Source organism: Nocardiopsis prasina DSM 43845 (assembly GCF_000341265.1).
Lineage (GTDB): Bacteria > Actinomycetota > Actinomycetes > Streptosporangiales > Streptosporangiaceae > Nocardiopsis > Nocardiopsis prasina.
The window spans coordinates 16,827-42,675 of record NZ_ANAE01000125.1 but is presented as its reverse complement, the minus strand read 5'-3'; the positions used below and the strand labels follow the sequence as shown (position 1 = coordinate 42,675).

The window sequence follows — 25,849 nt, the reverse complement described above, 5'->3', positions numbered from 1 at the left end:
GCTAACTCGATCAAAGCAAGGGCGAAGACAGAGAAATCCCCGTGTGCGGTGCCGCACACGGGGATCTCGGAGGCGGGTCAGTAGTCGACCGCGTACGCCCCCAGCAGGCTCTTCATCTCACCGTTGAACTCCGGGGAGATCCGCACCGAGTAGCGGTCCACCGCGTAGATCCGGGAGCGCACCGGGTTGTCCACCCGGATCCGCACGGGGGTGTCGCCCTTGTGCGTGCTCAGCACCTGGCGGAGGTCGTCGATGAGCTCGGAGTCCAACCGGTCCTCGGCGACGGTCAGCAGGACCGGCGGTTCGCCCTCCGTGACATGGGAGATGTCGAGGATGGACATCTCCGAGGCGAACATCGACCAGGTGCCGTCCCGATCGTTGAGCCGTCCCTTGACCGTGACCGCGGTGTCCTCCAGCAGCGCCTCCACGTACAGCGGATACGTCTTGGGGAAGAACAGCACCTCCATGCTGGCGTCCAGATCCTCCACCGTGGCGATGGCCCACTGGTTGCCCGCCTTGTTGGTGCGCTTGTCCACCTTGGAGATCAACCCCGAGATCCGCACCTCACCCCGCTCACGCGCCATGTCACCGGCGACGATCTGCGCGATCGAGGTGTCCCGGGAACGCGCCAGCACCCGCTCGGCCCCGGCCAGCGGGTGACTGGACACGTACAGACCCAGCATCTCCCGTTCGAAGGCCAGCTTGGTCTTGCGGTCCCACTCCTCCTCGCCCCACTGGATGTTCAGCCCGATCGGGGTGGAGTCACCGTCGTCGTCACCGCCGCCGAACAGGTCGAACTGGCCGTGGGCCTCCTGCTTCTTGGAGCTGATCATGCCGTCCACCGCCACCTCGTGGTGGCGGTACAGCTCACGCCGGGGCTGCCCGAGCGAGTCGAACCCGCCCGCCTTGACCAGCGACTCGATCACGCGCTTGTTGCACGCCGCGAGCTCGATCTTGGACAGGAAGTCCGTGAAGGACGAGTACTTGCCCTTCTCCGTGCGGGTCCTGACGATCGAGTTCACCACGTTCGCGCCCACGTTGCGCACCGCGCCCATGCCGAAGCGGATGTCCTTGCCCACCGGCGTGAAGCGCAGACCCGACTCGTTGACGTCCGGCGGCAGCACCTTGATGTGCTGGGCCCGGCACTCGGCCAGGTACACCGCCATCTTGTCCTTGTCGTCACTGACCGAGGTCAAGAGCGCGGCCATGTACGCGGCCGGGTAGTTGGCCTTGAGGTAGGCGGTCCAGTAGGAGACCAGCGCGTACCCGGCGGCGTGCGACTTGTTGAAGGCGTAGCCGGAGAAGGGGAGCATGACGTCCCACAGGGTCTGGATGGCCTCCTTGGAGAAGCCGCGCTCCATCGCGCCGGGGAAGAACTTGGCCTCCTCCTCCTCGAGCGCCTCCTTCTTCTTCTTGCCCATCGCGCGTCGCATCAGGTCGGCGCCGCCCAGCGTGTACCCGGCCAGCTGCTGCGCGATGGCCATGATCTGCTCCTGATACACGATCAGGTGGAACGTCTCAGCGAGAATCGGCTCCAGGGCGTCCTTGAGCTCCGGGTGGATCGCCGTGATCTCCTGACGCCCGTTCGACCGGTCCGCGTAGTCGTTGTGCGCGTTCGCGGCCATCGGCCCCGGACGGTACAGGGCGTTGACCGCCGCGATGTCACCGAACTTCTTCGGCTGCATCCGCTTGAGCAGGTTGCGCATGGCGCCGCCGTCCAGCTGGAACACGCCCAGGGTGTCGCCCCGGGAGAGCAGCTGGTAGGTCTTCTTGTCGTCGAGCGGCAGCTTGATGAGGTCGATGTCGACCCCTTCCGCCTCCTTGATGCTCTTGACCGCGTCGTCCATGATCGTGAGGTTGCGCAGACCCAGGAAGTCCATCTTGAGCAGACCCATGTCCTCGCACTGAGGGTAGGGAAAGCCGGTGATGATGGCGCCGTCCGCGTCCCGCTTGTGCAACGGGATGACGTCGAGCAGAGGCTCCTTGGACAGGATGACGCCCGCCGCGTGCACGCCCGTGCCGCGGGTCAGCCCCTCGATACCGCGCGCGGTCTCCATGACCTTGGCGACCTGGGGGTCGTTGTCCACCAGGCTGCGCAGCTCGGTGGTCTCGCCGTACCGCTCGTTCTCGGTGTTGAAGACCGCGTCGAGCGCGATCTCCTTGCCTCCGACCGCCGCCGGGAAGGCCTTGGTGATCTGGTCTCCGACCGAGTAGGGCATGCCCAGGATGCGGGTGGAGTCCTTGATCGCGGCCTTCGCCTTGATGGTGCCGAAGGTGAGGATCTGCGCCACACGCTCCTCGCCGTACAGCCGGGTGACGTACTCGATCATCTCCCCGCGCCTACGCTCGTCGAAGTCCAGGTCGACATCGGGCATGGACACTCGTTCGGGGTTGAGGAACCGCTCGAACAGCAGGCCGTGCTCCAGGGGGTCGAGGTCGGTGATGCCCAGGATGTAGGCGATCATCGAGCCCGCCGCCGACCCACGGCCCGGGCCCAGCGCGATCCCGCTCTTGCGGGCGTACTGGCAGATGTCCGCGACCACGAGGAAGTACGCGGGGAAGCCCATCTCGTTGATGATGCCGAGCTCGAACTCGACCCGGCGGCGGACGTCGTCACCCGCACCGTCCGGGTAGCGGTTCGGGAGGAGCCGTTCGACCTCCTTGGCCAGCCACGAGGCCTGCGACTCCCCCTCCGGCACGGGAAAGACCGGCATGAGGTCGCGGTGGGCGAAGACCTCGTCGTAGGCACCGGCTTCGACGCGCTCGGCGATGAGCAGGGTGTTCTTGCAACCCTGCGCCCACTCGTCGAAGTTGAGCAGGCCGCGCATCTCGTCGGCGGTCTTGAGGTAGTAGCCGGAGCCGTTGAACCGGAACCTGGTCGGGTCGTCCAGGTTCTTGCCCACGCCCACAGCCAGGAGGGCGTCGTGCGCCGACGCCTGGGACTCGTAGACGTAGTGCGAGTCGTTGGTCACCAGCGGCGGGATGTCGAGCTCCCGGCCGACCTTGAGCAGGCCGTCGCGGACCTCCTTCTCGATCGGCACGCCGTGGTCCATCAGCTCCAGGAAGACGTTCTCCTTGCCGAAGATGTCCTGGAGCCCGGCCGCGTACTCGATCGCCTCCTTCTCCTGCCCCAACCTCAGCCGTGTCTGCACACCGCCGGAGGGGCAGCCGGTCGAGACGATGATGCCCTCGTTGTACTGCTGCATGAGCTCGAGGTCCATGCGGGGCTTCATGTAGTAGCCCTCGGCCGAAGCCAGGGATGACATCCGGAAGAGGTTGCGCAGACCCTGCGCGTTCCGCGCGAGCATGGTCATGTGCAGGTACCGGCCGCCACCGGAGATGTCCTTGCCGCCCTCCGCCGAGGCGTCGTCGGAGGTGTTGGAGCGCCCCCAGAACACCCGCTTCTTGTGGAAGCGCGACTCGGGTGCGACGTAGGCCTCGATCCCGATGATCGGTTTGACGCCCGAGCCCTTGGACTGCTGGTAGAACTCGTAGGCCCCGAACATGTTGCCGTGGTCGGTCATGGCCACGGCTGGCATCCCCAACCGCCCGGCCTCCTTGAACAGGGGCTTCAGCTTCGCCGCACCGTCGAGCATGGAGTACTCGGTGTGGACGTGCAGATGTGCGAAGGAGTCGGCCATGACGCGGGTGCCCCCAGGCGGGTAGACGGACGGGTGGTGTCTCCTGAGCCTACGACTTCCCCACGACTTTCGCGGACGCCCTGTGGACGGCGGCACTCCCCCGCCCCCTACGGACTCAGCGGGATCCGCCGGAGGAGCGCAGGGTGTGGGCCAGGGTCCGCAGCCAGGGGTCCCGGAAGGCCGGTTCGGCGGTCAGGGCGCGGTGGACCTGCGCGCGGGCCCCGCGGGTGAGGCCGTGGTCACGCAAGGACGGCGCCTCACCGAGGGCCTCCCGGGGACGGTCGTCGTGACGGGGCGCGGCCGCACAGGGGTCGGCCCGGCGGGCGCGGCGGAACGGGGGTTCGATCGTGCCCTGGCAATCGCCGAGGTAGCGCCAGAGGGGGCCTGGCACGGACACGTTGCCCACGGAACTCGCGGGGAGTTCACGGGTCCACTCGGCGTGTTGCTGCCAGCGCCGGGTGTGGGGGCCGGTGTGGCGGCGGACGGTGATTCCGAGGTAGCGGAGCCCGCGGCGGATCACGTTCCATGCGACGCGCTCCTCGTCGATCCAGGCGCGTAGTTCCCGGTGGAGGTGGCCGAAGGTGGTTCCGTCGTGGACGAGGTCGACCAGCACCAGGGGGCGCTCGCGTGCTGCCATTCCCGCGGGCGTGATGCCCGAGGCGGTGAGGTCTGCGCGGAGCTGGACGCGCTCGTCGGGGGTCAGGTCGCGGCCGCCCGTGCCGTGGAGGGAGAGCGGCAAGCGGTGCAGCCGGGACAGGTGGGGGGTGTCGGCGAGGACCCCGCTGAGCAGGTCGTGCAGGCGGTCCGGGTAACGGCCGACGAAGAACAGGTCGCCGTCGGCGCTGCGGGCCAGGACCTTGGCCGCGCACTCGGTGAGTTCGGGAACCTCCTCGGGGCGGGTGTCACCGGGCAGGGTCCCGAGCTGTTCGTCGCGCGAGAGGTCCCCGCGGAACGGGCGTCGGGGTTCCTTGTCTGCCATGGGACCCCAGTCAACAAGGCGGAGCCGGGGGCGACAAGGGGATTCGGTCGCCGTTCCGACTGTGGTGGTACACCGTTCGGACACGCGGGCCTGTTAGCCTCCGGCGGTCGGCCCCCGCTCCCCTGAGAGGACCCTCTTCCGTGACCACCACGCCCCGCCGGATCGCCTCCACCGCCACCCTGGTGCTGGCCGCCTCGGCGCTGACCGCGCTGCCGTCCTCCGCGGCCGAGTCGTCGGTTCCCGCCCCGCCCGGGGCGCACGAGGTGCGCTTCGCCACCTTCAACACCGCCCTGGAGCGCGGTGAGCAGGGCGCCCTCGTCGAGGAGCTGGCGACCCCCGACAGCGAGCAGGCGCGCAACGTGGCGGAGATCATCCAGCACGTGCGCCCCGACGTGCTGCTGGTCAACGAGTTCGACTACGACGACGAGGGCGCGGGTCCCCGGCTCTTCCAGGACAACTACCTGTCCGTGGGCCAGTCCGGTGCCGAGCCGATCGAGTACCCGTACGTGTACACCGCCCCGGTCAACACGGGAGTCGCCTCCGGTGTGGACCTCAACGGCGACGGCGAGGCGGTGACCGAGCCGGGCGGTCCCGAGTACGCGGAGGACGCCTTCGGGTACGGCGTCTTCCCCGGTCAGTACGGGATGGTCGTGTACTCGATGTACCCGATCGTCACGGACGAGGTGCGCACGTTCCAGAACTTCCGCTGGGCCGACATGCCCGACGCCCTGCTGCCCACCGATCCGGAGACCGGTGAGCCGTACTACTCGGAGGAGGCCCTGGCGGTGCTGCGGCTGTCCTCCAAGAGCCACTGGGACGTCCCGATCGACACCGGGCGCGGGCGTCCGGTGCACCTGCTGGCCAGCCACCCGACACCGCCGGCGTTCGACGGTCCGGAGAGGCGCAACGTGGCTCGCAACCACGACGAGATCCGGTTCTGGGCCGACTACGTGACCCCGCGCGGGGGTTCGTACGTCTACGACGACGAGGGCGTGCGGGGCGGGCTCGCCCCCGGGGCCCCGTTCGTGATCGCCGGTGACCTCAACGCCGACCCGAACGACGGTGACGGGCACCCCGAGGCCGTGACCCAGCTGTTGGAGCACCGCGACGTCGTGGACGTGCGCCCCTCCAGCCAGGGCGGACGCGGTGCGGCCCAGCGGCAGGGCGGCGCCAACGATGACCACGAGGGCGACCCGGAACTGGACAGCGCCGACTTCAACGACGTGCCCGGCCCGGGCAACCTGCGGGTGGACTACGTCCTGCCGTCGCGGTCCCTGCCCGCGCGGGGTTCGGGCGTGTTCTGGCCGACCGTGGACGACCCGCTGTTCCGGCTGACGGGCGACTACCCGTTCCCCAGCTCCGATCACCGCCTGGTGTGNNNGGGGGGGGGGGGGCCCCGCCGCCACCGGGTGTCAGGAGCCTCCGACTCCGCCGGGACCGGTCGCGGCCTCCTCCTGGGCCGCGGCCAGGCCCGCGCTGATGACACTGTCCATGATGGGTGCGAGACGGTCCGCGCCCAGGCGGGGAGCGTGCTCGGCCATGCGCTCGACAAGTCGGCGTTCGCGTTCCATGTCGCGTCCGGCGAAGTAGCCGACCGGCTTGAGCCGCTGGACCTGTGCGGCGACGAGGGCGCGGCGTTCGAGGAGTGCGGCGAGCTCGGCGTCCATCTGGTCGATCCGGCCGCGCAGGCGCAGGATCTGCTCGCTGACGGGCGCGGGTTCACTGTGGCGGTCGTGCACGGAGGTCCCTCTCGGGTGTGGATGCGTTCGCGGATGCGGCGCGGCCGTACGACCCGTCAGGGAAGTGTGGACTGGGGCGTCGGCCGCCCGGAAAGACGAAAGAGCACCGGGCCGATGCCCGAGTGCTCCTTTTGCCGACGTTCCCGTCTCCGCCTACGTGAAAGCGGCCGACGGGCGCGTCGGCTGGCTAAACACGTGATAGCGGTGGGTCACGGTGGTGATGCTACTACACCCCGGGGAAGCGCTCCGTCACGGCGCGGTTCACTCGGGGACCTCGACCCGGATCATGAGGGCGCTGGCCTCGGCGGTGACCTCACCGTGGGCGCGGATCCGACCGGCCACGAAGACCTTGCGACCCTCGACCCGCTCCACCCAGGAGGTGATCTCCAGGGGGGTGAACAGCGGGGTGGGGCGGCGGTAGTCGATCTCCAGGCGCGCGGTCAGCCCGGGGCTGGTCTCGACGGAGGAGACGCTGCCGACGGCCTGGTCGAGCATGGCGGCGATCCAGCCGCCGTGCACCAGGCCGGGAGGGCCCTGGTAGACGGTGTTGAGGGTGACCTCGGCGCGCAGGCCCTCCTCGGTGCGGTCGAGGAAGAGGCGCGGAGCGGCGGGGTTGGTCTCGCCCTCCACGATGTTGGTGATGGTGCCGATCACGGAGGTGCCGTCGCCGAGTTCGCGGCGGACCATGGTGCCGATCTCGCGGCGGGCGACGTTGAGGCGGTCGGTGAGTCCCTCGACGACGTCGGCGGTCTCGGCCAGGGTGTCGGAGTCGACCTCGGTGTTGGCGACGGCATCGACGAGGTCGTGGACGCGGGAGACCAACGTGCGCAGTTCGGCGGGGATCGAGTGGGCGTCGACGAGCGGGAGTCCGTAGGCTCGTGGGTCGTCGGGGCTCTCGGTGGCCGGCTGCGTGTTGACCGTCATGTGTTCCTCGTCGGATCGGTGTTCGTGCTCGGTCGGCGAATGGTTCTGGGGGCGCCGACGCCAAAACCGAATCCTACTCGGTAGTACCCCGATGGGGCGGGCCGAGGGCGTGCGCTCCCCGTCACACCGGACGGGGAGCGCGCTCGTCACAGCCGGTCAGCCGAGCTTGTGCTCCATGTGCAGGTGGGGGATCCCGGCGTCCATGAACTCCTCACCGTGGGCCGTGTAACCCAGCCGCTCGTAGAAGCCCAGCGCGTGCGTCTGCGCGTGCAGCTCGACACGTTCGAGGCCGATCTCGCGGGCCAGTTCCTCGGCGGCGCGCACCAGAGCGGCGCCCGTCCCCCTCCCCCGTCCGGCGGGCAGGACGGCCATCCGGCCGAGGAGACCGGCGCCGTCCCCCTGGTCCACGAGTCGGACCGTGCCCACCGGGTTGCCGTCCACGAGGGCGAGGAGGAAGGCGGCGGTGGAGTCCCGCTCGTCCCACTCCTCCTCGATGGGAACCTGCTGTTCGGCGACGAAGACGGCGCCGCGGATCACGAAGACGGCCGCGCGGTCCCGCTCGCCCTCGACCCGGCGAATCTGTGGCTTGCTCATGGGCGCAGACTATCCGCGCGCCGGTGCCCCCGTACCCCGCGGGGCCTGCCACGATCCCCTCTCCGGCGGTCTGGGCCCCGGCCCCTCCCGTGCCCGGGGCGGTGCCCCCGCCCCGCGCGCACCCTGGCGCCGACGAACGCCCGCGACCCGTTCTAACCTGGACATATGGAACTGCCCCGTGACGTCCACCCCACCGTCGAGGACCCGCGCGTGGAGCGCGCGCGGTACTGGCGCTTCTCCGGGCTGCCCGACACCGAGCTCCTCACCGCGCGGTTCGTCACCACCGCCTTCACGAGGCACACGCACTCCACATACACCATCGGCATGATCACCGCCGGGATCGAGGAGTACTCGCACTCGGGCGGGAGCTCACGGGTGGGGCCGGGCGGGCTCGCCGTGGTCGAGCCGGACGAGGTGCACACCGGCCACGCCGGGGTCCCCGAGGGGTGGAGGTACCGGGTGTTCTACCCCGCGCCCGAGGTGGTGGTGGACATCGGCCGCGAACTGGGGATGCGCGGCACCCCGGGGTTCACCCACTCCGGCATCGACGCCCCCGAGGTCTCCCGCGTACTCGTGCGCGCGCACACGGCGGCCGAACGGGGCGAACGGCTCACCGCGTCGTCGCTGGCCCGTCAGGGCATCGCGATGCTGCTGCGCTCCCACGGGCGTGAGCGCGGGACCGGGGTCGCGGCGCACACCGCGCGGCCCGAGGTGGCGCTGGCACGGGAGCTGTTGACGGAGCGACTGGTGGACCCGCCGACCCTTGAGGAGCTGGCGGCGCACGTGGGCATCGGCCCGTTCACGCTGGCCCGGGCGTTCCGGACCGCCTACGGACTGCCCCCGCACGCCTACCTCAACCAGCTGCGGGTGGCCCGGGCCCGGGTCCTGCTCCTCCAGGGCTGGCGGGCGAGCGAGGTCGCCGCGCGGGTGGGTTTCACCGACCAGTCCCACCTGACCCGGCACTTCCGCCGCCACCTCGGTGTGCCGCCCGTGACCTACCAGCGCGCCCTGCGCGTCTGAGCCCTTCCGCCCGGTTCCCGGCGAGCGCAAGAACGTACAAGACTCCCGGCCCTGGGCCCACCTAACGTGAGCGAACGTGAAGACCTTCTCCGTACTCCGATCTCCCGCGGTGCGGGACAGCCTGGGGATCGGTGTCGCCGTCGGCGCCGCCGGTCTGGCCTTCGGCACCGCCGCCGTGGCCGCCGGGCTCTCACCCGCCCAAGCGGTGTTCCTGAGCCTGTTCATGTTCACCGGCGCCTCCCAGTTCGCGCTGGTGGGGGTGATCGCGGGCGGCGGCAACCTCGTCGCGGGGGCGCTGGGCGCCCTCCTGCTGGGCGCCCGCAACACCCTGTACGGGCTGCGGCTGGCCGACGTCCTGGGGTACCGGGGCGTGCGCCGGGCGCTGGCGGCGCACGGGGTGATCGACGAGACCACGGCGGTGACGCTGGTCCAGCCGGACCGGGAGTCGGCCCGTACCGCGTTCATGACGACCTACCTGGTCCTGGGCGGCTTCTGGGTGGCCACGACCCTGGTGGGCGCGCTGGCCACGGACCGCGTGGACAACATCGACGCGTTCGGTCTGGACGCGGTGGGCCCGGCCATCTTCCTGGGGCTCCTGTGGCCCCGCCTGCGCGAGGGCGGGCTGCGCACCTGGCTGATCGCGGCGCTGGGCGCGGGGCTGGCGCTGGCCACGACCCCGTTCATGCCGCCGGGGGTACCGGTGCTGCTGGCCGCCTCCGCCGGGCTGCTCGCCTTCGTGGGCGCCGACGACCGCGGGGGCGCCACGGGGCGGCCCGACGGCGCCGACGGGACCGACCGTGCCGAGGGGGTCCGGTCATGACGATGTGGATCGCGCTGGTCGCCACCGCCGCCGGGTGCTACCTGCTCAAGTACGCGGGGCTGGCGGCCCCGCGCCGTTTGCTGGACAACCCGTGGCTGCGACGGTTCGCCATGGCCGTGCCCCTCGCGCTGCTGGCCGCTCTGATCGCCGTGCAGGCCCTGGGCGACGGTCAGGGCCTGCACTGGGACACCGCCCGCATGGCCGGGCTGGGAGCGGCCGCGCTCGCCCTGGTGCTGCGCGCGCCGTTCCTGGTGGTGGTCGTGGCCGCCGCCGGGACCACCGCCGCCCTGCGCGCCCTCGGCGTCGCCTAGGACCCGGCCGGGCCGCCCCCGGGGGGCGGGGACGGCTCGGCGTCAGTCCGCCGTCCCGGAGTCGCGGAGCTCGTCCCGGACCTGCGCGAACGCCGCCACCGCCGCGCGGACGTCGTCCTCGCTGTGAGCCGCCGAGAGCTGGACCCGGATACGCGCACGCCCCATGGGAACGACGGGGTAGGAGAACGCCGTCACGTACACGCCCTTCTCGAGGAGGGCGGACGCCATCCGGGCCGCCTCGGCCGCGTCCCCGATCATCACCGGCACGATCGGGTGTTCGCCGTCCAGGACGTCGAAGCCCGCCGCGGTGATCGACTCCCGGAACAGTGCCGCGTTACGGTTCAGCCTCGTCCTGAGGTCGTCGGCCTCGGAGAGCATGTCGAGCACGCGCAGGGAGGCGCCGACGATCATCGGGGCCAGGGAGTTCGAGAAGAGGTACGGCCGCGACCGCTGCCGGAGGATCTCCACGATCTCCGCGTGTCCGGCCACGTATCCGCCGCTGGCCCCACCGAGTGCCTTGCCGAGCGTTCCGGTCACGATGTCCACACGGTCCTGGACGCCGAACAGCTCCGGGGTCCCCTGCCCGTTCGGTCCGACGAACCCGACGGCGTGGGAGTCGTCCACCATGACGAGCGCGTCGTAGCGCTCCGCCAGGTCGCAGATCTCGTCGAGCGGGGCGAGATAGCCGTCCATCGAGAACACGCCGTCCGTCACGATGAGCCGGTGGCGGGCGTTCGCCGCGGCGACGAGCTGCTTCTCCAGATCGGCCATGTCGCGGTTCTTGTACCGGTACCTGCCCGCCTTGCTGAGCCGGATCCCGTCGATGATGCTCGCGTGGTTCAGCTCGTCGGAGATCACCGCGTCCTCAGCGGTGAGGAGCGTCTCGAAGACCCCGCCGTTCGCGTCGAAGCACGAGCTGTAGAGGATGGTGTCCTCGACCCGGAGGAACTCCGAGAGGCGTCGCTCCAGTCGCGCGTGCAGGTCCTGGGTGCCGCAGATGAACCGCACCGAGGCCATCCCGAAGCCCGATTCGTCGAGCGTGCGCTTGGCGGCGTCGATCAGGTCGGGGTGGTCCGCGAGGCCCAGGTAGTTGTTCGAGCAGAAGTTGAGGACGGAGCCGTCACCGACGCTGATCCGTGCGGACTGGGGACCGCTGATCAACCGCTGGTCCTTGAACAGTCCCGCCTCCCGGATGCCCTCGATCTCACTCTTGAGGTGGTCACGCATCGCTGAGTACACGTCAGTCTCCTACTCGTCGCTGATCGTCGTTGTGAGCGGTCCCGGGCTGGGGGACCATCGGCGTGGTCCAGTCGATGACGACCTTTCCGCACCCGCCCGAGGCGGCGACCTCGAAGGCCTCCTCGTGCTGTTCGTAGCCGAACCGGTGGGTGATGATCGGACTGATGTCGAGGCCGTTCTCGAGCAGCACGGACATCGCGTACCAGGTGTCGAACATCTCCCGCCCGTAGATCCCCTTGACCGTGAGCATCCGGGTCACCACGGTCGCGAGGTCGACGGAGACGTCGTCGGACGGCAGGCCGAGGACGGCGATACGGCCGCCGGGGCTCATGCTGGAGATCGCCGAGGCGAGGGCCCTGGGCTGGCCCGACATCTCGAACGCGACGTCGAAGCCCTCCTTCATGTTGTTCGCCGCCATGACGTCGGCCAGGTCCTCCCGTGACACGTCCACGGCGATCGTGGCGCCCATGTCCCGGGCCAACCCGAGTCTGTACGGGCTCAGGTCGGTCACGACGACGCTGCGCGCTCCCGCGTGGCGCGCGGTCGCGGCGGCCATGATCCCGATCGGCCCCGCCCCGGTGACCAGGACGTCCTCGTTCATGACGGGGAAGGACAGCGCCGTGTGCACGGCGTTGCCGAAGGGGTCGAAGATGGCGGCGACGTCGAGGTCGATCGGGATGCGGTGCACCCAGACGTTCGACTCGGGAAGCGCGACGTAGTCCGCGAACGCCCCGTTCGTGTTCACCCCCAGACCGATCGTGCGAATGCACAGGTGACGGCGCCCGGCCCGGCAGTTGCGGCACTTGCCGCACACCAGGTGGCCCTCGCCGCTCACCAGGTCGCCGACCTTCACGTCGCTGACATCACCGCCGACGTCGACGACCTCACCGACGAACTCGTGTCCGAGGACGAGCGGCGGCTCGATCACGGAGCGCGCCCAGTGGTCCCAGGCTCTGATGTGGAGGTCGGTACCGCAGATTCCGGTGCGCAGGACCTTGATGAGCACCTCTCCGCGACCGATCTCGGGGTTCTTGACGTCGGCCAGGGTCAGCCCGGGCTCGCCGCGGAGTTTCGAAAGAGCCTTCATTCCCCCGATCATCACGTACTGGATATCATTAAGTCCATCACGAAGACCTGTAGAGAACCTTCCAGATTTCCTTCAAAGGAGACCGCGTGATCGACCCGCGCCGCCTGCGCGTTCTCCAGGCAGTCGCGCTCCACGGCACGGTCACCGCCGCGGCCCGGGCGCTCTACCTGTCACCGTCGGCGGTGTCGCAACAGCTGTCGGCGCTGGAGCGCGAGGTCGGACTCGACCTCTTCGAACGCCACGGACGGAACATCCGGCTGACCTCCTCGGGGACGGTCCTCGCGGGATACGCCGTGCAGGTGTCCGCGATCCTCGAGCAGGCGGAGGCCGACCTGGCCGCGTCGGCGCTCGGAGAGGTCGGCACCGTGAGCATCGCGGCGTTCCCGTCCGCGATCATCGAGGTCGTGGCTCCCGCCCTCCGCGCGCTTCGGGCCTCCGCGCCGCATCTGCGCGCGCACGTCACCGACGCGGAGGGGGGCGCCGCGCAACGGCTCCTCGCCGAGGGCCAGGTGGACGTCTCGGTGTCGGTGGACTACCCGGAGGCCACGGTCTCGACCGCACAGGAGTTCAGTCACGCACGTCTGTACTCGGAGCCGTTGGACGCGCTCGTGCCGTCGGACAGCGAACTCGCCGCCAGCACCCACCTGTCACTGTCACGTCTGGCCGGCGAGGCGTGGGTCACCCCGCTGCCGGGCAACCCGATCCACGACCTCACACTCCTCGCGTGTCAGCAGGCGGGCTTCCAGCCGCGCGTCGAGTCGGTCTCCAACGACTTCCGTGCGGTCAGCGCGCTCGTCGGCGCGGGCGTCGGCATCGCCCTCGCCCCGCGGTCGGCGGTAGCCGCCATCGACCTGCCGCGCGTCAGCGTCGTCCCGCTGAGGGGACGACCGCCCAGAAGGCACGTGTTCGTCTCCGTTCGCCGGGGCACCGAGGGGCATCCCCTGGTGAACGCTGTGCTCAGCGAGCTCCACGACCACGCCCGCGCCCTCGAACCACGAAGGAGGCGGTCGGCGGCACGGCCCCCCGACCACGAGGACGGGAGCTCCGCCTGACCGGTCGGCCCACCGGGCGGGCGCCACACAGGGGGCGGCTTGGGGCGGCTCGGGGTGAGTTGTCCACAGGCGGCGACCCTCGGCCTTGACCGGCCCTGAGCCGCCTGCCAGAGTCAGCCGCATGTGTTCCGGAGCACACCCCGCCCCCGGAGCGCGCTGAGTGGACCTTGCGACGATGGAAGGACCCGCCTCCATGGCCCCTGCCGCACCACGGCCCCAGCCCCCGACCGACACCGCAGCGCACGCGACGGTCTCGGTCCTGGCCGCCGCCGGGATCAGACGGTGTTACACCGTCCCCGGCGAGAGCTTCCTCGAACTGGCCGACGCCATCGACCAGCATCCGGAGATGGCGCTGGTCTCCACCCGGCACGAGGGCGGAGCCGCCTTCATGGCCGAGGCCGAGGCCAAGCTCACCGGTATCCCGGCCGTGGCCGCCGCCACCCGGGGCCCCGGCGCGGCCAACCTGGCGGTGGGCGTGCACACCGCCATGCAGGACTCCACCCCCATGATCGTGTTCCTCGGACAGGCGGAGACCGAGCACCTGGGCCGTGAGGCCTTCCAGGAGGTGGACCTCACCGCCTTCTACGCACCCATCACCAAGTGGTCCACCACCGTGCACCGGGCGGACCGGCTGGCGGAGGTGACCGCACGGGCGATCCGGATCGCCACCACCGGGCGGCCGGGGCCCGTGGCCGTCGCGGTGCCCGGAGACCTGTTCGGGCAGCGGGTCGGCGCCCCGCCCGTACCGCGCGCCCCGCTGGTCCCCCGGCCGCCACTGGGCGAGGGGGACCGCGATCAGCTGGCCGCGTGGCTGGCCCGTGCGGTGCGCCCGGTGATCGTCGCGGGCGGCGGTGCGCGGGCGGCGCGCGAGGACCTCGTGCGCGTGGCCGAGCGCTACAGCGCCGGGGTGTACGCCGCCTGGCGACGCCAGGACGTCTTCCCCAACGACCACCCGCTCTACCTGGGGCACCTGGGGCTGGGCGCGCCGAGCGCGGTTCTGGGCGCCCTGGCCGACGCCGACGCCGTCCTGGTGGTCGGCTGCCGGATGAGCGAGACGACCACCCAGGGGTACCGGCTGCCCGAGTCGGACGGCCGCACCAGGGTGGCGCAGATCGACATCGACCCCGCGCAGGTGGGGGCCACCAAGGACGTGTGGCTGGGAGCGGTGGCCGACTCCGGCGAGGCGCTGCGCGCACTGGCCGGGGCTCCGGTGACGGTGGCCTACCGGGACTGGAGCGCGGCCCGTCGGCTGTGGGTCGAGAGCGCCACCGTCCCACCCGAGGCCGAGCGGCACCGGGGCCCGCGCATGCACCCGTGGTCGGTGATCGCGGGCATGCGAGAGGCTTTGCCCGAGGACGCCCTGATCACCAACGACGCGGGCAACTTCGCGTCCTTCCTGCACCGGGGCTGGTGGTACCGGCACGCGGACACGCAGTTGGCGCCGACCAGCGGCGCCATGGGGTACGCGGTGCCCGCCGCCGTGGCCGCCAAGCTCGCCGCTCCGGAGCGGACCGTGGTGGCGGTGGCCGGTGACGGCGGCGCGCTGATGACCGGGCAGGAACTGGAGACGGCGGTGCGCCACGGGGCGGCGATCACGGTGGTGGTGTTCCAGAACGGGCTCTACGGCACGATCGCCATGCACCAGGCCCGCGAGCTGGGCAGGATCGCGGGAACGGAGATCAGCGGACCGCTGGACCTGGCCGGGTACGCCAGGGCGCTGGGGGCCAGGGGCGCCACCGTGCACACCCGTGAGGAGTTGGAGAAGGCCCTGAGCGAGGCGGTGGGCGCGGACCTGCCCACCCTGGTGGACGTGCGCACCGACCCGGAGGTGATCAGCCCGACCGCCACCATGACGGACCTGCTCGGCGAGGCCTGAGTGCGGGGCGGGGCGGGGCGGCTCGGGTCCGCCCCGCCCTCCAGGGGTGAGGGCACGACCTGGCGATCGGACCCACCGGGTCGGACGCCTCGGCAGGGCGTCTCCCATGCGGAGGCAGAGGGGCACCGCGCCCACGACGCCCCCCGGGTCACTCCGTGTAGGCGGCGGCCGCCTCCCGCAGGGCTCTGACCACGGCCCTGATGGCCGGGCGCCGGGAGGCGTCGGTGCGCCAGAACACGTAGACCTGGCGGACCATCGCGGGCTGCACGGGGACCACCGTCACGCCCTCGGGCAGGGGCCCCCTGCCCAGTCGCGGCATCACGGCGGCGCCGATCCCGGCCGCGATGAGGGCCAGCTTGGTCTGGTGCTCCTCCACTGAGTGGATGATGTGGGGTTCGGCCCCTCGGCCCCGGATGATGTCGTGCAGCCAGTCGTCGCAGATGGACCCCTTGGTCCAGCTGATCCACGGCAGGTCCAGGATCTCGTCCAGCTCCAGGATCTCCCGGTGGGCCAGCGGGTGGTCCGAGGGCAACGCGATGTCGCCGACGTCCTCCATGAGAGAGGCGCGGGTCATCCCCTGGGGCAGTTGGAGGGGCGCTCCCATCCAGTCCACGACCAGGGCGAGGTCGGCGTCGGCGCGCGCCATCGCGGGGACGCTCTCCTGGGGCTCGTCCTCGTGGAGTTCGACCCGCAGTCCGGGGTGGGCCTCGCGCAGGGCTGACAGGGCGGCGGGCAGCAGTCCGCGCACCGCCGTGGGGGTGGCGGACAGGCGTAGGTGGCCGGTGACCTCGCCCCGGTGGGCCTCCAGGTCGGCCTCGGCCCGGTGGACCAGGGACAGGATGCGGGAGGTGTGCTCCACCAGGAGTTCGGCGGCGTCCGTGAGGCGCACCCCCCGCCCGTTGCGCTCGACCAGTGGTTGGCCGACCTCGCGTTCGAGCTTGGTCAACTGCTGGGAGACGGCGGAGTTGGTGACGTGGAGGGCCTGGGAGGCCGCGCTGAGGGACCCGTGGGCGGCGATGGCGTGCAGGACCCGGAGCCGGTCGACACTGAGCATGTAAGCAACGCTAAGGCACGGGTTTAGAGATACGAAGTAGACCTAAGGGATCGTGCACAGATAGAAACATCCCATGTCCACTCTTCCCGACACCGTCGCTTCCTCCCCGCCGGTCGTCGCACCGCGCAGCGCCCCGTTCCTGAGCTGGCGTGCCAAGTTCGTGCTGCTCGCGCTCATCTGGGGCATGAGCTTCGTCCTGATCCGGATCGGCGCGGAGGTGCTCGCGCCGCTCCAGCTCGCCCTCGGGCGCATGGGCACCGGCGCCCTGGCCCTGCTCGCCGTCCTCCTCCTCAGCCGGGGGCGCCTGCCGTCCTCACCCCGGCTCTGGTGTCACATGTTCGTGGCCGCGCTGCTGCTGAACACCATCCCGTTCACTCTGTTCGGCTACGCGGGAAAGCTCATCCCGTCCGCACTGATGGGGATCGTCAACGCCTCCACCCCGCTGTTCGCCGTGGTGTTCGCCATGCTGATCCTGAGCGACGAACGACCCGACCGGACCCGCCTCCTCGGCCTGGGCATCGGCTTCCTGGGGGTCCTCACCGTCTTCGGTGTCTGGAACTCCCTGGGCCAGGTGAACGTCTCCGACGACGACGCCCTGCTCGGCATGCTCCTGGTGGTGGGCGCCACCGTCTGCTACGGGATCGGCACCCCCTACCTGCGCCGGTTCGTGGCGGGAAGCCCGCACAGCGCGCTGGAGCTGAGCTCCCTCCAGATGCTGCTCGGCACCCTGCCCCTGCTGGTGCTGACCCCACTGCTCACCGAGGCCCCCACCGAACTGACCTGGCGGGTCGCCCTCGCGGTGACCGCCCTGGGCGTGTTCGGCACCGGGTTCGCCTACATCCTCAACTACGCGATCGTCCGGGCCGCGGGCGCCACCGTGGCCACCACCGTCACCTACGTCGTCCCGGTGGTCGCCGTCACCGCCGGTGTGGTCCTGCTCGGCGAGACCCTGACCTGGAACCAGCCGGTGGGGGCCCTGGTGATCATCCTGGGTGCGGCACTGTGCCAGCGGGTCCTGCACGTCCGCCGTCCGGCCCCGGTGGGGCAGGACGGCGGAGGAGACCGGGAGGGGAATGGCGCGCGCTAGTCCTCGCGGAGCAGCTCCACGGCGGCGCGCAGGTCGTCGGGGTAGGGGCTGGAGAACTCCACCGGACGGTGCTCGGTGGGGTGGTCGAAGCCCAGCCGCACCGCGTGCAGCCACTGGCGCCTGACCCCGAGCCGCTCGGCGAGCGTCGGGTCGGCGCCGTAGAGGTAGTCGCCCACGCACGGGTGGCGCAGCGCGGACATGTGCACCCGGATCTGGTGGGTGCGGCCCGTCTCCAGCTTGATCTCCAACAGACTGGCGGCCCGGAAGGCCTCCTGGGTGTCGTAGTGCGTCACCGAGGGGCGCCCGCCAGCGACCACGGCCCAACGGCCATCACCGGCGGGGTGACGGTCGATCGGGGCGTCGACGGTGCCGCGCAGCGGGTCCGGGTGGCCCTGAACCAGCGTGTGGTACCGCTTGTCCACGGTGCGCTCCTTGAACGCCCGCTTCAGCACGCTGTAGGCGGTCTCGCTCTTGGCCACGACCATCAGACCGGTGGTGTTGGCGTCCAGCCGATGCACGATGCCCTGACGCTCGGCCGCACCGCTGGTGGCCAGCTGCACGCCCGAGGCCAGCAGGCCCTCCAGCACGCTCGGACCGGTCCAGCCGACCGTGGGGTGCGCGACCACGCCGACCGGCTTGTCCACCACGATGATGTCGGTGTCCTCGTGCACGATCCGCATGCCGGGGACCGCCTCGGCCCTGGGCACCGGGGCGGTGGGCGGCGGCGGGAGGGTGACCTCCAGCCAGGCGCCGGCGCTCACCCGGTCGGACTTGGCCGCCTCGGAGCCGTCGAGGAGGACCCCGCCGTCACCGATGATCTCGGCGGCGCGGGTGCGGGACAGCCCGAACATCCGCGCGATGGCGGAGTCGAGCCGGTCCCCCTCCAGTCCGTCAGGGACGGGCAGGCTTCTCGTGTCGCTCATGCGCCCTTCCCTTCGTCGTTGTCGTCGCGGTCCTTCTCGGCGCCCTCATCAGGCTCGGCGGCCTCGTCCTCGGCCCTCGTCCCGTCCAGGTTGAGCCCCTTGAACGTGAGCGCCACCACCAGGCAGGCCCCGACCACCACGCAGGAGTCGGCCAGGTTGAACACCGGGAAGCTCCCGACGCTGATGAAGTCGACGACCGCGCCCGTCCCGGGCGTCTCGCCCCGGAAGTAGCGGTCGACGAGGTTACCCGCGGCACCGCCCATCATCAGGCCGAGCGTCGCGCCCCACCACAGGCTGCGCACGCGCCAGCCGATCCAGGCGATCGCGAGGACCACGATGGTGGCGATGGCGGTGAACACCCAGGTGTAGCCGGTGCCGAGCGAGAACGCGGCACCGGTGTTGTAGACCAGGGTGAACTGGACGAAGCTGCCGAGGACGTCGAGGCGCTCACCCTGAGAGAAGGCGGCGAGCACCCATTCCTTGGTGATGAGGTCGGCGACGATCGCGGCCAGCGCGACCAGCAACAGGAGTACGTACCTGCGCGGCCGGGCGACGGTGTTGTCGGTCGTGGTCATGTTGCTGTCCCCGGAGGGCTCTACCTCAGTCAGCGACGCTCCTCGCGCTGTTTGCAGTTGACGCACAGGGTGGCGCGCGGAAAGGCCTGTAGACGTGCCTTCCCGATGGCCTGGCCGCATGACTCACAGACCCCGTAGGTCCCCGCGTCCATCCGTTCGATCGCCCGCTCGCTCTTGGCGAGCAGGTCACGAGTATTGTAGGCCAACGCCAGATCGTGTTCGCGCTGGAAGGTCTTCGCCCCGGCGTCCGCGGGGTCGTCGCCCGCACCCTCGACCGGATCGGTGAGCCGCTCGGCGAGCGCTTCCTCGCCTTCCCTGAGTTCCGCCCGCTGGGCCGCCATCTCGCCCTCCAGCTGCTTCCGGACCTGAGCGAGCTCTCCCGACGTCCAGGGCTCCTCACCCTGTCGCACCGGCAGCGCCGCCGCCTCGGTGGCCTTCATCGCACTCCCCCTCCGCGTACCCATGGCCCCGCACCCCTCCTGAACTGGGGGGTCTCCCCTTCGGAACGGCCGTGAGTGGTGCCGTGAGCCTAGGCAATCCCCCGGTCCAAGGCAACGATCCCGGCGGTGCGGTGCGGCTGGTGAAGGGGATTCACTCCCCCGGGGTCACTCCGCCACGGCGAAGCCGCCGTAGTCCTCGGCGAGCAGCCGCAGGTGGGGTTCGTCGAAGACCGCCGAGCCGCCGTGCGGTCCGGTCAGCACCTCGATCACCCAGTCGGCATCCTCGGCGTCGTCCTCCCCCGCGAGCATGTCCCGGTACACCCTGCACGGTTCGTAACCCTGCTCCTGGAGCTGCTCGGCGAGCTCCTCCGCGTCCTCGCGGTCGGCCAGGGTCACCAGCACCGCGCCCCGTGTCCGCTCCGCCATGGCCGCACCCCCAACTAAAGCGCGGCGCGCCTGGCCGCACTGCGTTATCCTGAAGTCGTGTCGATGGGGACGAGTAACGCTGGCCCCGACCGGACGGACACAGCCTAGAGGGGGCTGGACCGCCCAAGCGACCCGGGGACGGTGCGAGCCCGGGGGCAACGACCAGCGCGAAGATCACCCCGGAGCCGCCGGAAGAACAGGTCGCGTGCACCGCGCGCACCCCAGTAGAACCGGCACGAACCCAACGAAGTGGGACCCGCCACCGATCCGCCCAGCGGACCCGGACGCGGCTCCAAGGAGGGTGGTACCGCGGGGCCCGGCCTCGTCCCTCCGTCAGGAACACCCCTGATGGAGAAAGGTACGACGGTGACCGACGACCCCCGGCCCGAATCCCGCGCGCTGCCCCAGCTGCCCGCCCAGATCGACCTGCCCGCGACGGAGCGCGAGATCCTCGGCCGCTGGTCGAAGGAGAACGTCTTCCAGCGCTCCCTCGAACAGACGCGCGGCAACGAGAACTGGGTGTTCTACGAGGGCCCGCCCACCGCGAACGGCCAGCCCGGCGTGCACCACGTCGAGGCCCGCGCCTTCAAGGACGTCTTCCCGCGGTTCCGCACCATGCGCGGCTACCACGTCGACCGCAAGGCCGGCTGGGACTGCCACGGCCTGCCCGTCGAGGTCGCCGTGGAGAAGGAACTCGGCCTGAGCGGCAAGAAGGACATCGAGGCCTTCGGTATCGCCGAGTTCAACGAGCGCTGCCGCGAGTCGGTCCTGCGCAACGTGGACGCGTTCACCGCCATGACCGAGCGCATGGGCTACTGGGTGAACATGGACGACGCCTACCGCACCATGGACCCGCAGTACGTGGAGTCGGTCTGGTGGGCGCTCAAGCAGATCTGGGACAAGGGCCTGCTGGTCCGCGACTACCGGATCAGCCCCTACTGCCCCCGCTGCGGCACCACGCTCTCCGACCACGAGCTGGCCCAGGGGTACGAGACCGTCACCGACCCGTCGGTGTACGTGCGCTTCCCCATCACCTCGGGGCCGCTGGCAGCTCCCGAGCACCCCACCTCACTGCTGGTGTGGACGACCACCCCGTGGACCCTGGTGTCCAACACCGCCGTGGCCGTGCACCCGGACGTCCGGTACGTGGTGGCCACCAACGGCGACGAGCGGCTCGTGGTCGCCGAACCTCTGTTCGGGAAGGTCCTCGGTGAGGGCTGGGAGCTCACCGGCGAAAGCTACGAGGGCGACGAGATGGAGCGGTGGACCTACCAGCGCCCCTTCGACCTCGTCCCCTTCGACGAGCCCGCGCACTACGTCGTGCTCGCCGACTACGTCACCGTCGAGGACGGCACCGGTCTGGTCCACCAGTCCCCCGCCTTCGGCGCCGACGACATGCTGGTCTGCCGCTCCTACGGCCTGCCCGTGGTCAACCCGGTCCGCCCGGACGGGACCTTCGAGGCCGAACTCCCCCTGGTGGGCGGGGTGTTCTTCAAGGAGGCCGACAAGACGCTGGTCCGCGACCTCAAGGACCGCGGTCTGCTCTTCCGCCACCTGAACTACGAGCACTCCTACCCGCACTGCTGGCGCTGCCACACCGCGCTGCTCTACTACGCGGTCCCGTCCTGGTACATCCGCACCACCGCCGTCAAGGACGAACTCCTCGCGCAGAACGACGTCACCAACTGGGTGCCGGAGAACGTCAAGGAGGGCCGCTTCGGCGAGTGGCTGCGCGGCAACGTCGACTGGGCGCTGTCCCGCAACCGCTACTGGGGCACCCCGCTGCCGATCTGGGAGTTCCCCGACGGCCGCCGGATCTGCGTGGGCTCCCTGGAGGAGCTGAGCGAGCTCAGCGGCCAGGACCTGTCCAACCTGGACCCGCACCGCCCGTTCGTCGACGACGTCGTCATCCCCGACCCCGACGCCGACCCGTCCCTGCCGGAGGACCAGCGGGTCGCCCGCCGCGTGCCCGAGGTCATCGACGCCTGGTTCGACTCCGGTTCCATGCCGTTCGCCCAGTGGGGGGCGCCGCACCAGAACAAGGAGACGTTCGAGGAGAACTTCCCCGCTCAGTACATCTCCGAGGCCATCGACCAGACCCGCGGCTGGTTCTACTCGCTGCTCGCGGTGAGCACCCTGGTGTTCGGCCGCAACTCGTTCGAGAACGTGGTCGTGCTCGGCCACATCCTCGCCGAGGACGGCCGCAAGATGAGCAAGCACCTGGGCAACGTCATGCAGCCCATTCCGGTCATGGACCGGCACGGTGCCGACGCCCTGCGCTGGTTCATGCTGGCCAGCGGCTCACCGTGGACCGCCCGACGGGTCGGCCACGCCGCCCTGGAGGAGATCGTCCGCAAGGTGCTGCTGACGTACTACAGCACGACGTCGTTCCTCACCCTGTACGCCAACGCCGGGAACGGCTGGGACCACTCGAAGCTGGCCGACGCGCCCGCTCCGCAGGACCGCCCGGTGCTGGACCGCTGGCTGCTGTCGGAGCTGAACGAGGTCGTCCGGGACGTCACGAAGGCGATGGAGGAGTTCGACACGACCGGGGCCGGGCGCCGCCTGACCGCGTTCGTGGACGACGTCTCCAACTGGTACGTGCGCCGTTCCCGCCGCCGGTTCTGGGGCGGGGCCGACACCCCCGAGGGCGCGGCCGCCTTCGCGACGCTGTTCGAGGCGCTGGAGACCGTCACGCTGCTGATGGCGCCGATCGTCCCGTTCCTGACCGAGCACGTGTGGTCGGCGCTGCGCCGCCCGGAGGCCGCCGACTCGGTGCACCTGGCGTCGTGGCCCCGGGTGAACGAGGACCTGATCGACACCGAGCTGTCGAAGAACATGGCGCTCACCCGCCGTCTGGTGGAACTGGGCCGGTCCGCGCGGGTCGACTCGGCCATGCGTACCCGTCAGCCGCTGGCCCGCGCCCTGGTGGGTGCCCCGGGCTTCGCCGACCTGCCGGAGCAGCTGCGCGGCCAGGTGGCGGAGGAGCTCAACGTGGCCGGTCTGGACTCGCTGTCGTCGGTCGGCGGGGACCTCGTGGACTACGTGGTCAAGCCGAACTTCCGCGCTCTGGGCAAGCGGTTCGCCAAGCGCACGCCGCTGGTGGCCAAGGCCATCCAGGCCGCCGACCCGGCCGCCCTGGTCGCGCAGGTCCGTGACACCGGCTGGGCGCAGGTGCGGGTCGAGGACGAGCCGGTCGAGGTCAGCGCCGACGAGGTGCTGGTGACCGAACAGCCCCGCGAGGGCTGGGCCGTGGCCTCCGAGGCCGGTGAGACCGTGGCCCTGGACCTGGAGCTGACCCCGGAGCTGCGTCGCGCGGGTCTGGCCCGCGAGATGGTCCGGATGCTCCAGGAGGCCCGCAAGAACAGCGGCCTCGACGTGTCGGACCGCATCCACGTGTGGTGGACCACCGGTGACGACGCGATCCGTGAGGCCCTGACCGAGCACGGTCGGACCATCGCCGGCGAGGTGCTCGCCGACGCCTTCGTGGCCGGTGTGGCCGAGGACGCCCCCCACTCGGCGGAGTCGGAGGAGTTCGACGTGGTCTTCGGCTTCCGCCGCGCCTGACGTCGATCGCAGCGATGTGGAAGGGCCCCGCTCGATGATGAGCGGGGTCCTTCCGTGTTCCTGGGTCAGGCGGAGAGGGAGGAGTCCGGTTCCCTGGTGCGTCCCGAGTCCTCCACCCGGTCCTGCGGTTCCTCGCGGTCCTCGGGGCCTTCGGGTGTGTCGGTTTCGTGGGCCGAGGTGTCCGCGGGGTCCTCGCGGACGGGTTCGTCCTCGTTCCCGCAGGCGCTCTCCGGTGCCGTGTCCGATTCCTGGGGCTCCAGGGAGGTCTCGGCCTCCTCCGTCCGGGCGTCCTGCTCGATCCCGGCCTGTTCGGACTCGACCCGCTCGACCTGGGGGTCCTGCTCAGGCTCGACTTGTTCGGACGCGGCCTGCTGGAGCCCTTCCTGGTCGGACTCTGCCTGCTCGACCTGGGGGTCCTGCCCAAGATCGACCTGTTCGGACGCGGCCTGCTCCGACTCGGTCTGGTCGGACTCCCGCTGCGGCTCGCCTTCCTCGGGGTAATCGCCGTGTGCGTCGAGGAGGGCCGCGTAGGCCACGGACGGTTCCACGTCCTCGGCGGGGTCCGGGGCCTCGGGGCCGAGGTCCTCGGGCGCCCGGTCCTCCTGGTGCGGCTCCTGCGCGTGTGCCTCGTCATCACTCTCGGGGAGCGGCGCGGCATCCACGGTGGTCTCTTCGACGGGGATCTCCGCAACGGAGGTCCACTCGTCCGCTCTCTCGGGCTCGATGACGGACTCGTCCGGTTCCGTGACCGGTTCCATCTCCGCCACAGCGACCACGGGCTCCGGCGCGTCCTCGACCTCGGTCACCTCGGTCGGGTCCAGCGCGGCCTCGTGGGTTGCCTCCCTCTCGGGGGTCTTCTCGACCTGCGGGGGTTCGTCCGATCCGTCGGGTTCTGGGACGGGCTCGGGCCTCTCGGAGTGCTCTTCCGGCTTCGGCTCGGCTTCCGGTTCGACGACCGGTTCGGGCCAACTCCCCATGGTGGGGGTCTGCCAGCGGGGAACCTCGAACTCCGCTTCCTCTTCGTTCTCCTCGGCGGCCGCGGCGCGCGGCTCACCGACCTCGTGCCCCGTGGGCACGAGAGGCTCCGTAACGGCGGATTCCCGCACCGGCTGAGCAGCCGGTGCGGGTACGCGCCCGGAGTGCTCCGGTTCCCACTGTGTGCCCGGTACCGCGCCGGCCGCCGAAGCGGCGGCCACCACGGGGACGGACGACTTCCCCAAACCGTCCGTCCGTGCCGTGTCCGAACTGCTCCCGCCGAACCGTCCCTGGAGGAGCGCGCCCAACAGAAGAAGGACGCTCAACCCGCCGAGTCCCAAGGCGAAGTACACCAGGGTGGGCTCGGCGAGCACCAGGGCGGCCGCGATGACGACAAGGGCCGCCAGTACCGCCACGGTGGCGAGGAGGCTAAGGATCACGGGTCGACCAGGGCCTTTACACGTGTGGAGCCGGAGTTTTCAGTTGTTCGGAGCCGCATCCGCTGAGGTTCAGCGACGCTCGTGCGGGGCCTCGCCCGGGTGGAAACCACCGTGCTGGGCGGGCTCGGGCTGACCGAACGGGTTACCGCCGGGGCCGGGGCCGTGCTGCTGAAGCGCGGGGGTCCCGCCGGACTGGGGGGCCATCGTCTGGAACCCACCCGTGGTGTTCGGGTTGGGCTCGATGGACTTGCCCTCCTCGTTGAGCTCGCGCAGCTGACGCTCGAAGTAGTCCTTCAGGCGGCTGCGGTACTCGCGCTCGAAGTCCTTGAGCACGTTGACCTTGTGCTCGAGCTCCTCGCGCTGCTGGACCAGGCTGCCCATGACCTGACGGTGGCGCTCCTGGGCGTCGCGGTCGAGGTTCTCGGAGCGGGCCCGGGCCTCGCCGATGATCTGGTCGGCCTGACGGCGCGCCTTACCGAGGATGTCCTCGGACTCGTGGCGGGCGCGGCCGAGGGTCTCGTCCGCCTCGCGGCGGGCGTCGGAGATCGCCTGGTCGGCGGTCTGCTGAGCGAGGGCCAGGACGCGGGCGGCCGTGTCCATGTTCTCCTCGCCACCCATGGCCAGGTTGGCGCCGGTCATGCCCATCTGCGGCTGCGGCGCGGGCGGCTGGGGCTGCGGCTCGACGGGCTGCTGCGCCTGGACGGGCTCCGGGCGCATCTGTTCCATCTGCTGCTGCGGGGCCTCGGGCGCCTGCTCCTGCTGCTGGAAGTCCTGCATACCGGCGTTGGGGACCTTGCCCCTCAGGCACTCGGCCAGCTTGCCGCGCAGTTCCTCGTTCTCCTGGATGAGTCGGTCCAGCTCGGACTCGACCTCGTCGAGAAAGGCGTCGACCTCTTCTTCGTCGTACCCCGGCCGGAGCCGGGTGGTACTGAACTGCTTGTTCCGCACATCAGCGGGTGTCAGCGGCATGTTCGTCTCCTTGGCGCGCTTGGAGTCTGTCCGTAGGGACGCTACCTGATCGTGACCTTACGGCAATCCAGATCATGACCAAGACCACATATCGGAATCCAGGGCGGTCCT

General features: G+C 70.7%; 21 protein-coding genes and 1 pseudogene. 8 read left to right on the top strand and 14 right to left on the bottom strand.

Annotated elements, in window-relative coordinates:
- Nucleotides 1–77 precede the first annotated feature (77 nt).
- Both dnaE and D452_RS0112675 read right to left on the bottom strand, forming a co-directional pair.
- A complete protein-coding gene (dnaE, locus tag D452_RS0112680) occupies nucleotides 78–3,641 on the bottom strand; it encodes a DNA polymerase III subunit alpha (protein WP_017544523.1) in 3,564 nt (1,187 codons plus the stop codon).
- 115 nt (nucleotides 3,642–3,756) lie between these two features.
- On the bottom strand, nucleotides 3,757–4,620 hold the full coding sequence (locus D452_RS0112675; protein WP_017544522.1) for a hypothetical protein: 864 nt from the start codon (nucleotides 4,618–4,620) through the stop codon (nucleotides 3,757–3,759).
- 161 nt (nucleotides 4,621–4,781) lie between these two features.
- Between D452_RS0112675 and D452_RS29645 the strand changes: the two are divergent.
- A pseudogene (locus tag D452_RS29645) lies at nucleotides 4,782–5,996 on the top strand (endonuclease/exonuclease/phosphatase family protein); the annotation flags it as partial.
- A 36-nt stretch (nucleotides 5,997–6,032) separates the two neighbouring features.
- Here D452_RS29645 and D452_RS0112665 read toward each other — a convergent pair.
- The 3 genes from D452_RS0112665 to D452_RS0112655 form a co-directional block, all read right to left on the bottom strand.
- Nucleotides 6,033–6,359, bottom strand: a complete 327-nt coding sequence (locus tag D452_RS0112665) for a chorismate mutase (RefSeq protein ID WP_017544521.1) — start codon at nucleotides 6,357–6,359, stop codon at nucleotides 6,033–6,035.
- A 261-nt stretch (nucleotides 6,360–6,620) separates the two neighbouring features.
- Nucleotides 6,621–7,283, bottom strand: a complete 663-nt coding sequence (locus D452_RS0112660; RefSeq protein WP_017544520.1) for a PaaI family thioesterase — start codon at nucleotides 7,281–7,283, stop codon at nucleotides 6,621–6,623.
- Nucleotides 7,284–7,439: 156 nt separating this feature from the next.
- Complete coding sequence (locus D452_RS0112655; protein ID WP_017544519.1) at nucleotides 7,440–7,877, bottom strand: GNAT family N-acetyltransferase; 438 nt, start codon at nucleotides 7,875–7,877, stop codon at nucleotides 7,440–7,442.
- A gap of 165 nt (nucleotides 7,878–8,042) precedes the next feature.
- On the opposite strand from D452_RS0112655, the gene D452_RS0112650 reads away from it, so the two are divergent.
- From D452_RS0112650 to D452_RS0112640, 3 genes are all read left to right on the top strand, one after another.
- Nucleotides 8,043–8,897 carry an AraC family transcriptional regulator gene (locus tag D452_RS0112650; protein WP_017544518.1) on the top strand — a complete coding sequence of 285 codons (855 nt, stop codon included), beginning with the start codon at nucleotides 8,043–8,045 and terminating at the stop codon, nucleotides 8,895–8,897.
- A gap of 76 nt (nucleotides 8,898–8,973) precedes the next feature.
- On the top strand, nucleotides 8,974–9,717 hold the full coding sequence (locus D452_RS0112645; RefSeq protein WP_017544517.1) for an AzlC family ABC transporter permease: 744 nt from the start codon (nucleotides 8,974–8,976) through the stop codon (nucleotides 9,715–9,717).
- Nucleotides 9,714–10,028: an AzlD domain-containing protein gene (locus D452_RS0112640; protein ID WP_017544516.1), complete on the top strand. Its 315-nt coding sequence runs from the start codon at nucleotides 9,714–9,716 to the stop codon at nucleotides 10,026–10,028. The genes D452_RS0112645 and D452_RS0112640 overlap by 4 nt, the downstream gene beginning before the upstream one ends.
- 42 nt (nucleotides 10,029–10,070) lie before the next feature.
- On the opposite strand, the gene D452_RS0112635 is transcribed toward D452_RS0112640, so the two are convergent.
- Together D452_RS0112635 and tdh are read right to left on the bottom strand one after the other, a co-directional pair.
- Nucleotides 10,071–11,255: a glycine C-acetyltransferase gene (locus tag D452_RS0112635; RefSeq protein ID WP_017544515.1), complete on the bottom strand. Its 1,185-nt coding sequence runs from the start codon at nucleotides 11,253–11,255 to the stop codon at nucleotides 10,071–10,073.
- Nucleotides 11,256–11,268: 13 nt separating this feature from the next.
- Nucleotides 11,269–12,354 (bottom strand): L-threonine 3-dehydrogenase, encoded by a 1,086-nt coding sequence (gene tdh, locus D452_RS28225; protein ID WP_017544514.1) that lies wholly within the window; start codon nucleotides 12,352–12,354, stop codon nucleotides 11,269–11,271.
- 86 nt (nucleotides 12,355–12,440) lie between these two features.
- Here tdh and D452_RS0112625 point away from each other — a divergent pair, with 86 nt between their 5' ends.
- Nucleotides 12,441–13,406, top strand: coding sequence for a LysR family transcriptional regulator (locus tag D452_RS0112625; protein ID WP_017544513.1), 966 nt, complete (start codon nucleotides 12,441–12,443; stop codon nucleotides 13,404–13,406).
- Nucleotides 13,407–13,599: 193 nt separating this feature from the next.
- Complete coding sequence (locus D452_RS0112620) at nucleotides 13,600–15,282, top strand: thiamine pyrophosphate-dependent enzyme (RefSeq protein WP_017544512.1); 1,683 nt, start codon at nucleotides 13,600–13,602, stop codon at nucleotides 15,280–15,282.
- A gap of 148 nt (nucleotides 15,283–15,430) precedes the next feature.
- On the opposite strand, the gene D452_RS0112615 is transcribed toward D452_RS0112620, so the two are convergent.
- On the bottom strand, nucleotides 15,431–16,336 hold the full coding sequence (locus D452_RS0112615) for a LysR family transcriptional regulator (RefSeq protein WP_017544511.1): 906 nt from the start codon (nucleotides 16,334–16,336) through the stop codon (nucleotides 15,431–15,433).
- Between the two features lie 73 nt (nucleotides 16,337–16,409).
- On the opposite strand from D452_RS0112615, the gene D452_RS0112610 reads away from it, so the two are divergent.
- Complete coding sequence (locus tag D452_RS0112610) at nucleotides 16,410–17,423, top strand: DMT family transporter (RefSeq protein ID WP_017544510.1); 1,014 nt, start codon at nucleotides 16,410–16,412, stop codon at nucleotides 17,421–17,423.
- On the opposite strand, the gene D452_RS0112605 is transcribed toward D452_RS0112610, so the two are convergent.
- The 4 genes from D452_RS0112605 to D452_RS0112590 all read right to left on the bottom strand — a co-directional run bounded on the left by D452_RS0112605 (nucleotide 17,420) and on the right by D452_RS0112590 (nucleotide 19,787).
- Nucleotides 17,420–18,346 carry an RluA family pseudouridine synthase gene (locus tag D452_RS0112605; RefSeq protein WP_017544509.1) on the bottom strand — a complete coding sequence of 309 codons (927 nt, stop codon included), beginning with the start codon at nucleotides 18,344–18,346 and terminating at the stop codon, nucleotides 17,420–17,422. The genes D452_RS0112610 and D452_RS0112605 overlap by 4 nt on opposite strands.
- A complete protein-coding gene (gene lspA / locus D452_RS0112600) occupies nucleotides 18,343–18,921 on the bottom strand; it encodes a signal peptidase II (protein WP_017544508.1) in 579 nt (192 codons plus the stop codon). Before lspA ends, D452_RS0112605 begins: the two co-directional genes overlap by 4 nt.
- 29 nt (nucleotides 18,922–18,950) lie before the next feature.
- The gene (locus D452_RS0112595; RefSeq protein WP_017544507.1) at nucleotides 18,951–19,361 is read right to left on the bottom strand and encodes a TraR/DksA family transcriptional regulator; all 411 of its coding nucleotides are present in this window, start codon (nucleotides 19,359–19,361) and stop codon (nucleotides 18,951–18,953) included.
- 165 nt (nucleotides 19,362–19,526) lie between these two features.
- Nucleotides 19,527–19,787 carry a hypothetical protein gene (locus D452_RS0112590; RefSeq protein WP_017544506.1) on the bottom strand — a complete coding sequence of 87 codons (261 nt, stop codon included), beginning with the start codon at nucleotides 19,785–19,787 and terminating at the stop codon, nucleotides 19,527–19,529.
- Between the two features lie 366 nt (nucleotides 19,788–20,153).
- On the opposite strand from D452_RS0112590, the gene ileS reads away from it, so the two are divergent.
- A complete protein-coding gene (ileS, locus tag D452_RS0112585) occupies nucleotides 20,154–23,354 on the top strand; it encodes an isoleucine--tRNA ligase (RefSeq protein WP_026129242.1) in 3,201 nt (1,066 codons plus the stop codon).
- Nucleotides 23,355–23,419: 65 nt separating this feature from the next.
- Here the strand turns inward: ileS and D452_RS28220 are convergent, their stop codons facing one another.
- The gene (locus tag D452_RS28220; RefSeq protein WP_051061304.1) at nucleotides 23,420–24,769 is read right to left on the bottom strand and encodes a hypothetical protein; all 1,350 of its coding nucleotides are present in this window, start codon (nucleotides 24,767–24,769) and stop codon (nucleotides 23,420–23,422) included.
- A 69-nt stretch (nucleotides 24,770–24,838) separates the two neighbouring features.
- Complete coding sequence (locus D452_RS0112575) at nucleotides 24,839–25,738, bottom strand: DivIVA domain-containing protein (RefSeq protein WP_026129241.1); 900 nt, start codon at nucleotides 25,736–25,738, stop codon at nucleotides 24,839–24,841.
- Nucleotides 25,739–25,849 lie beyond the last annotated feature (111 nt).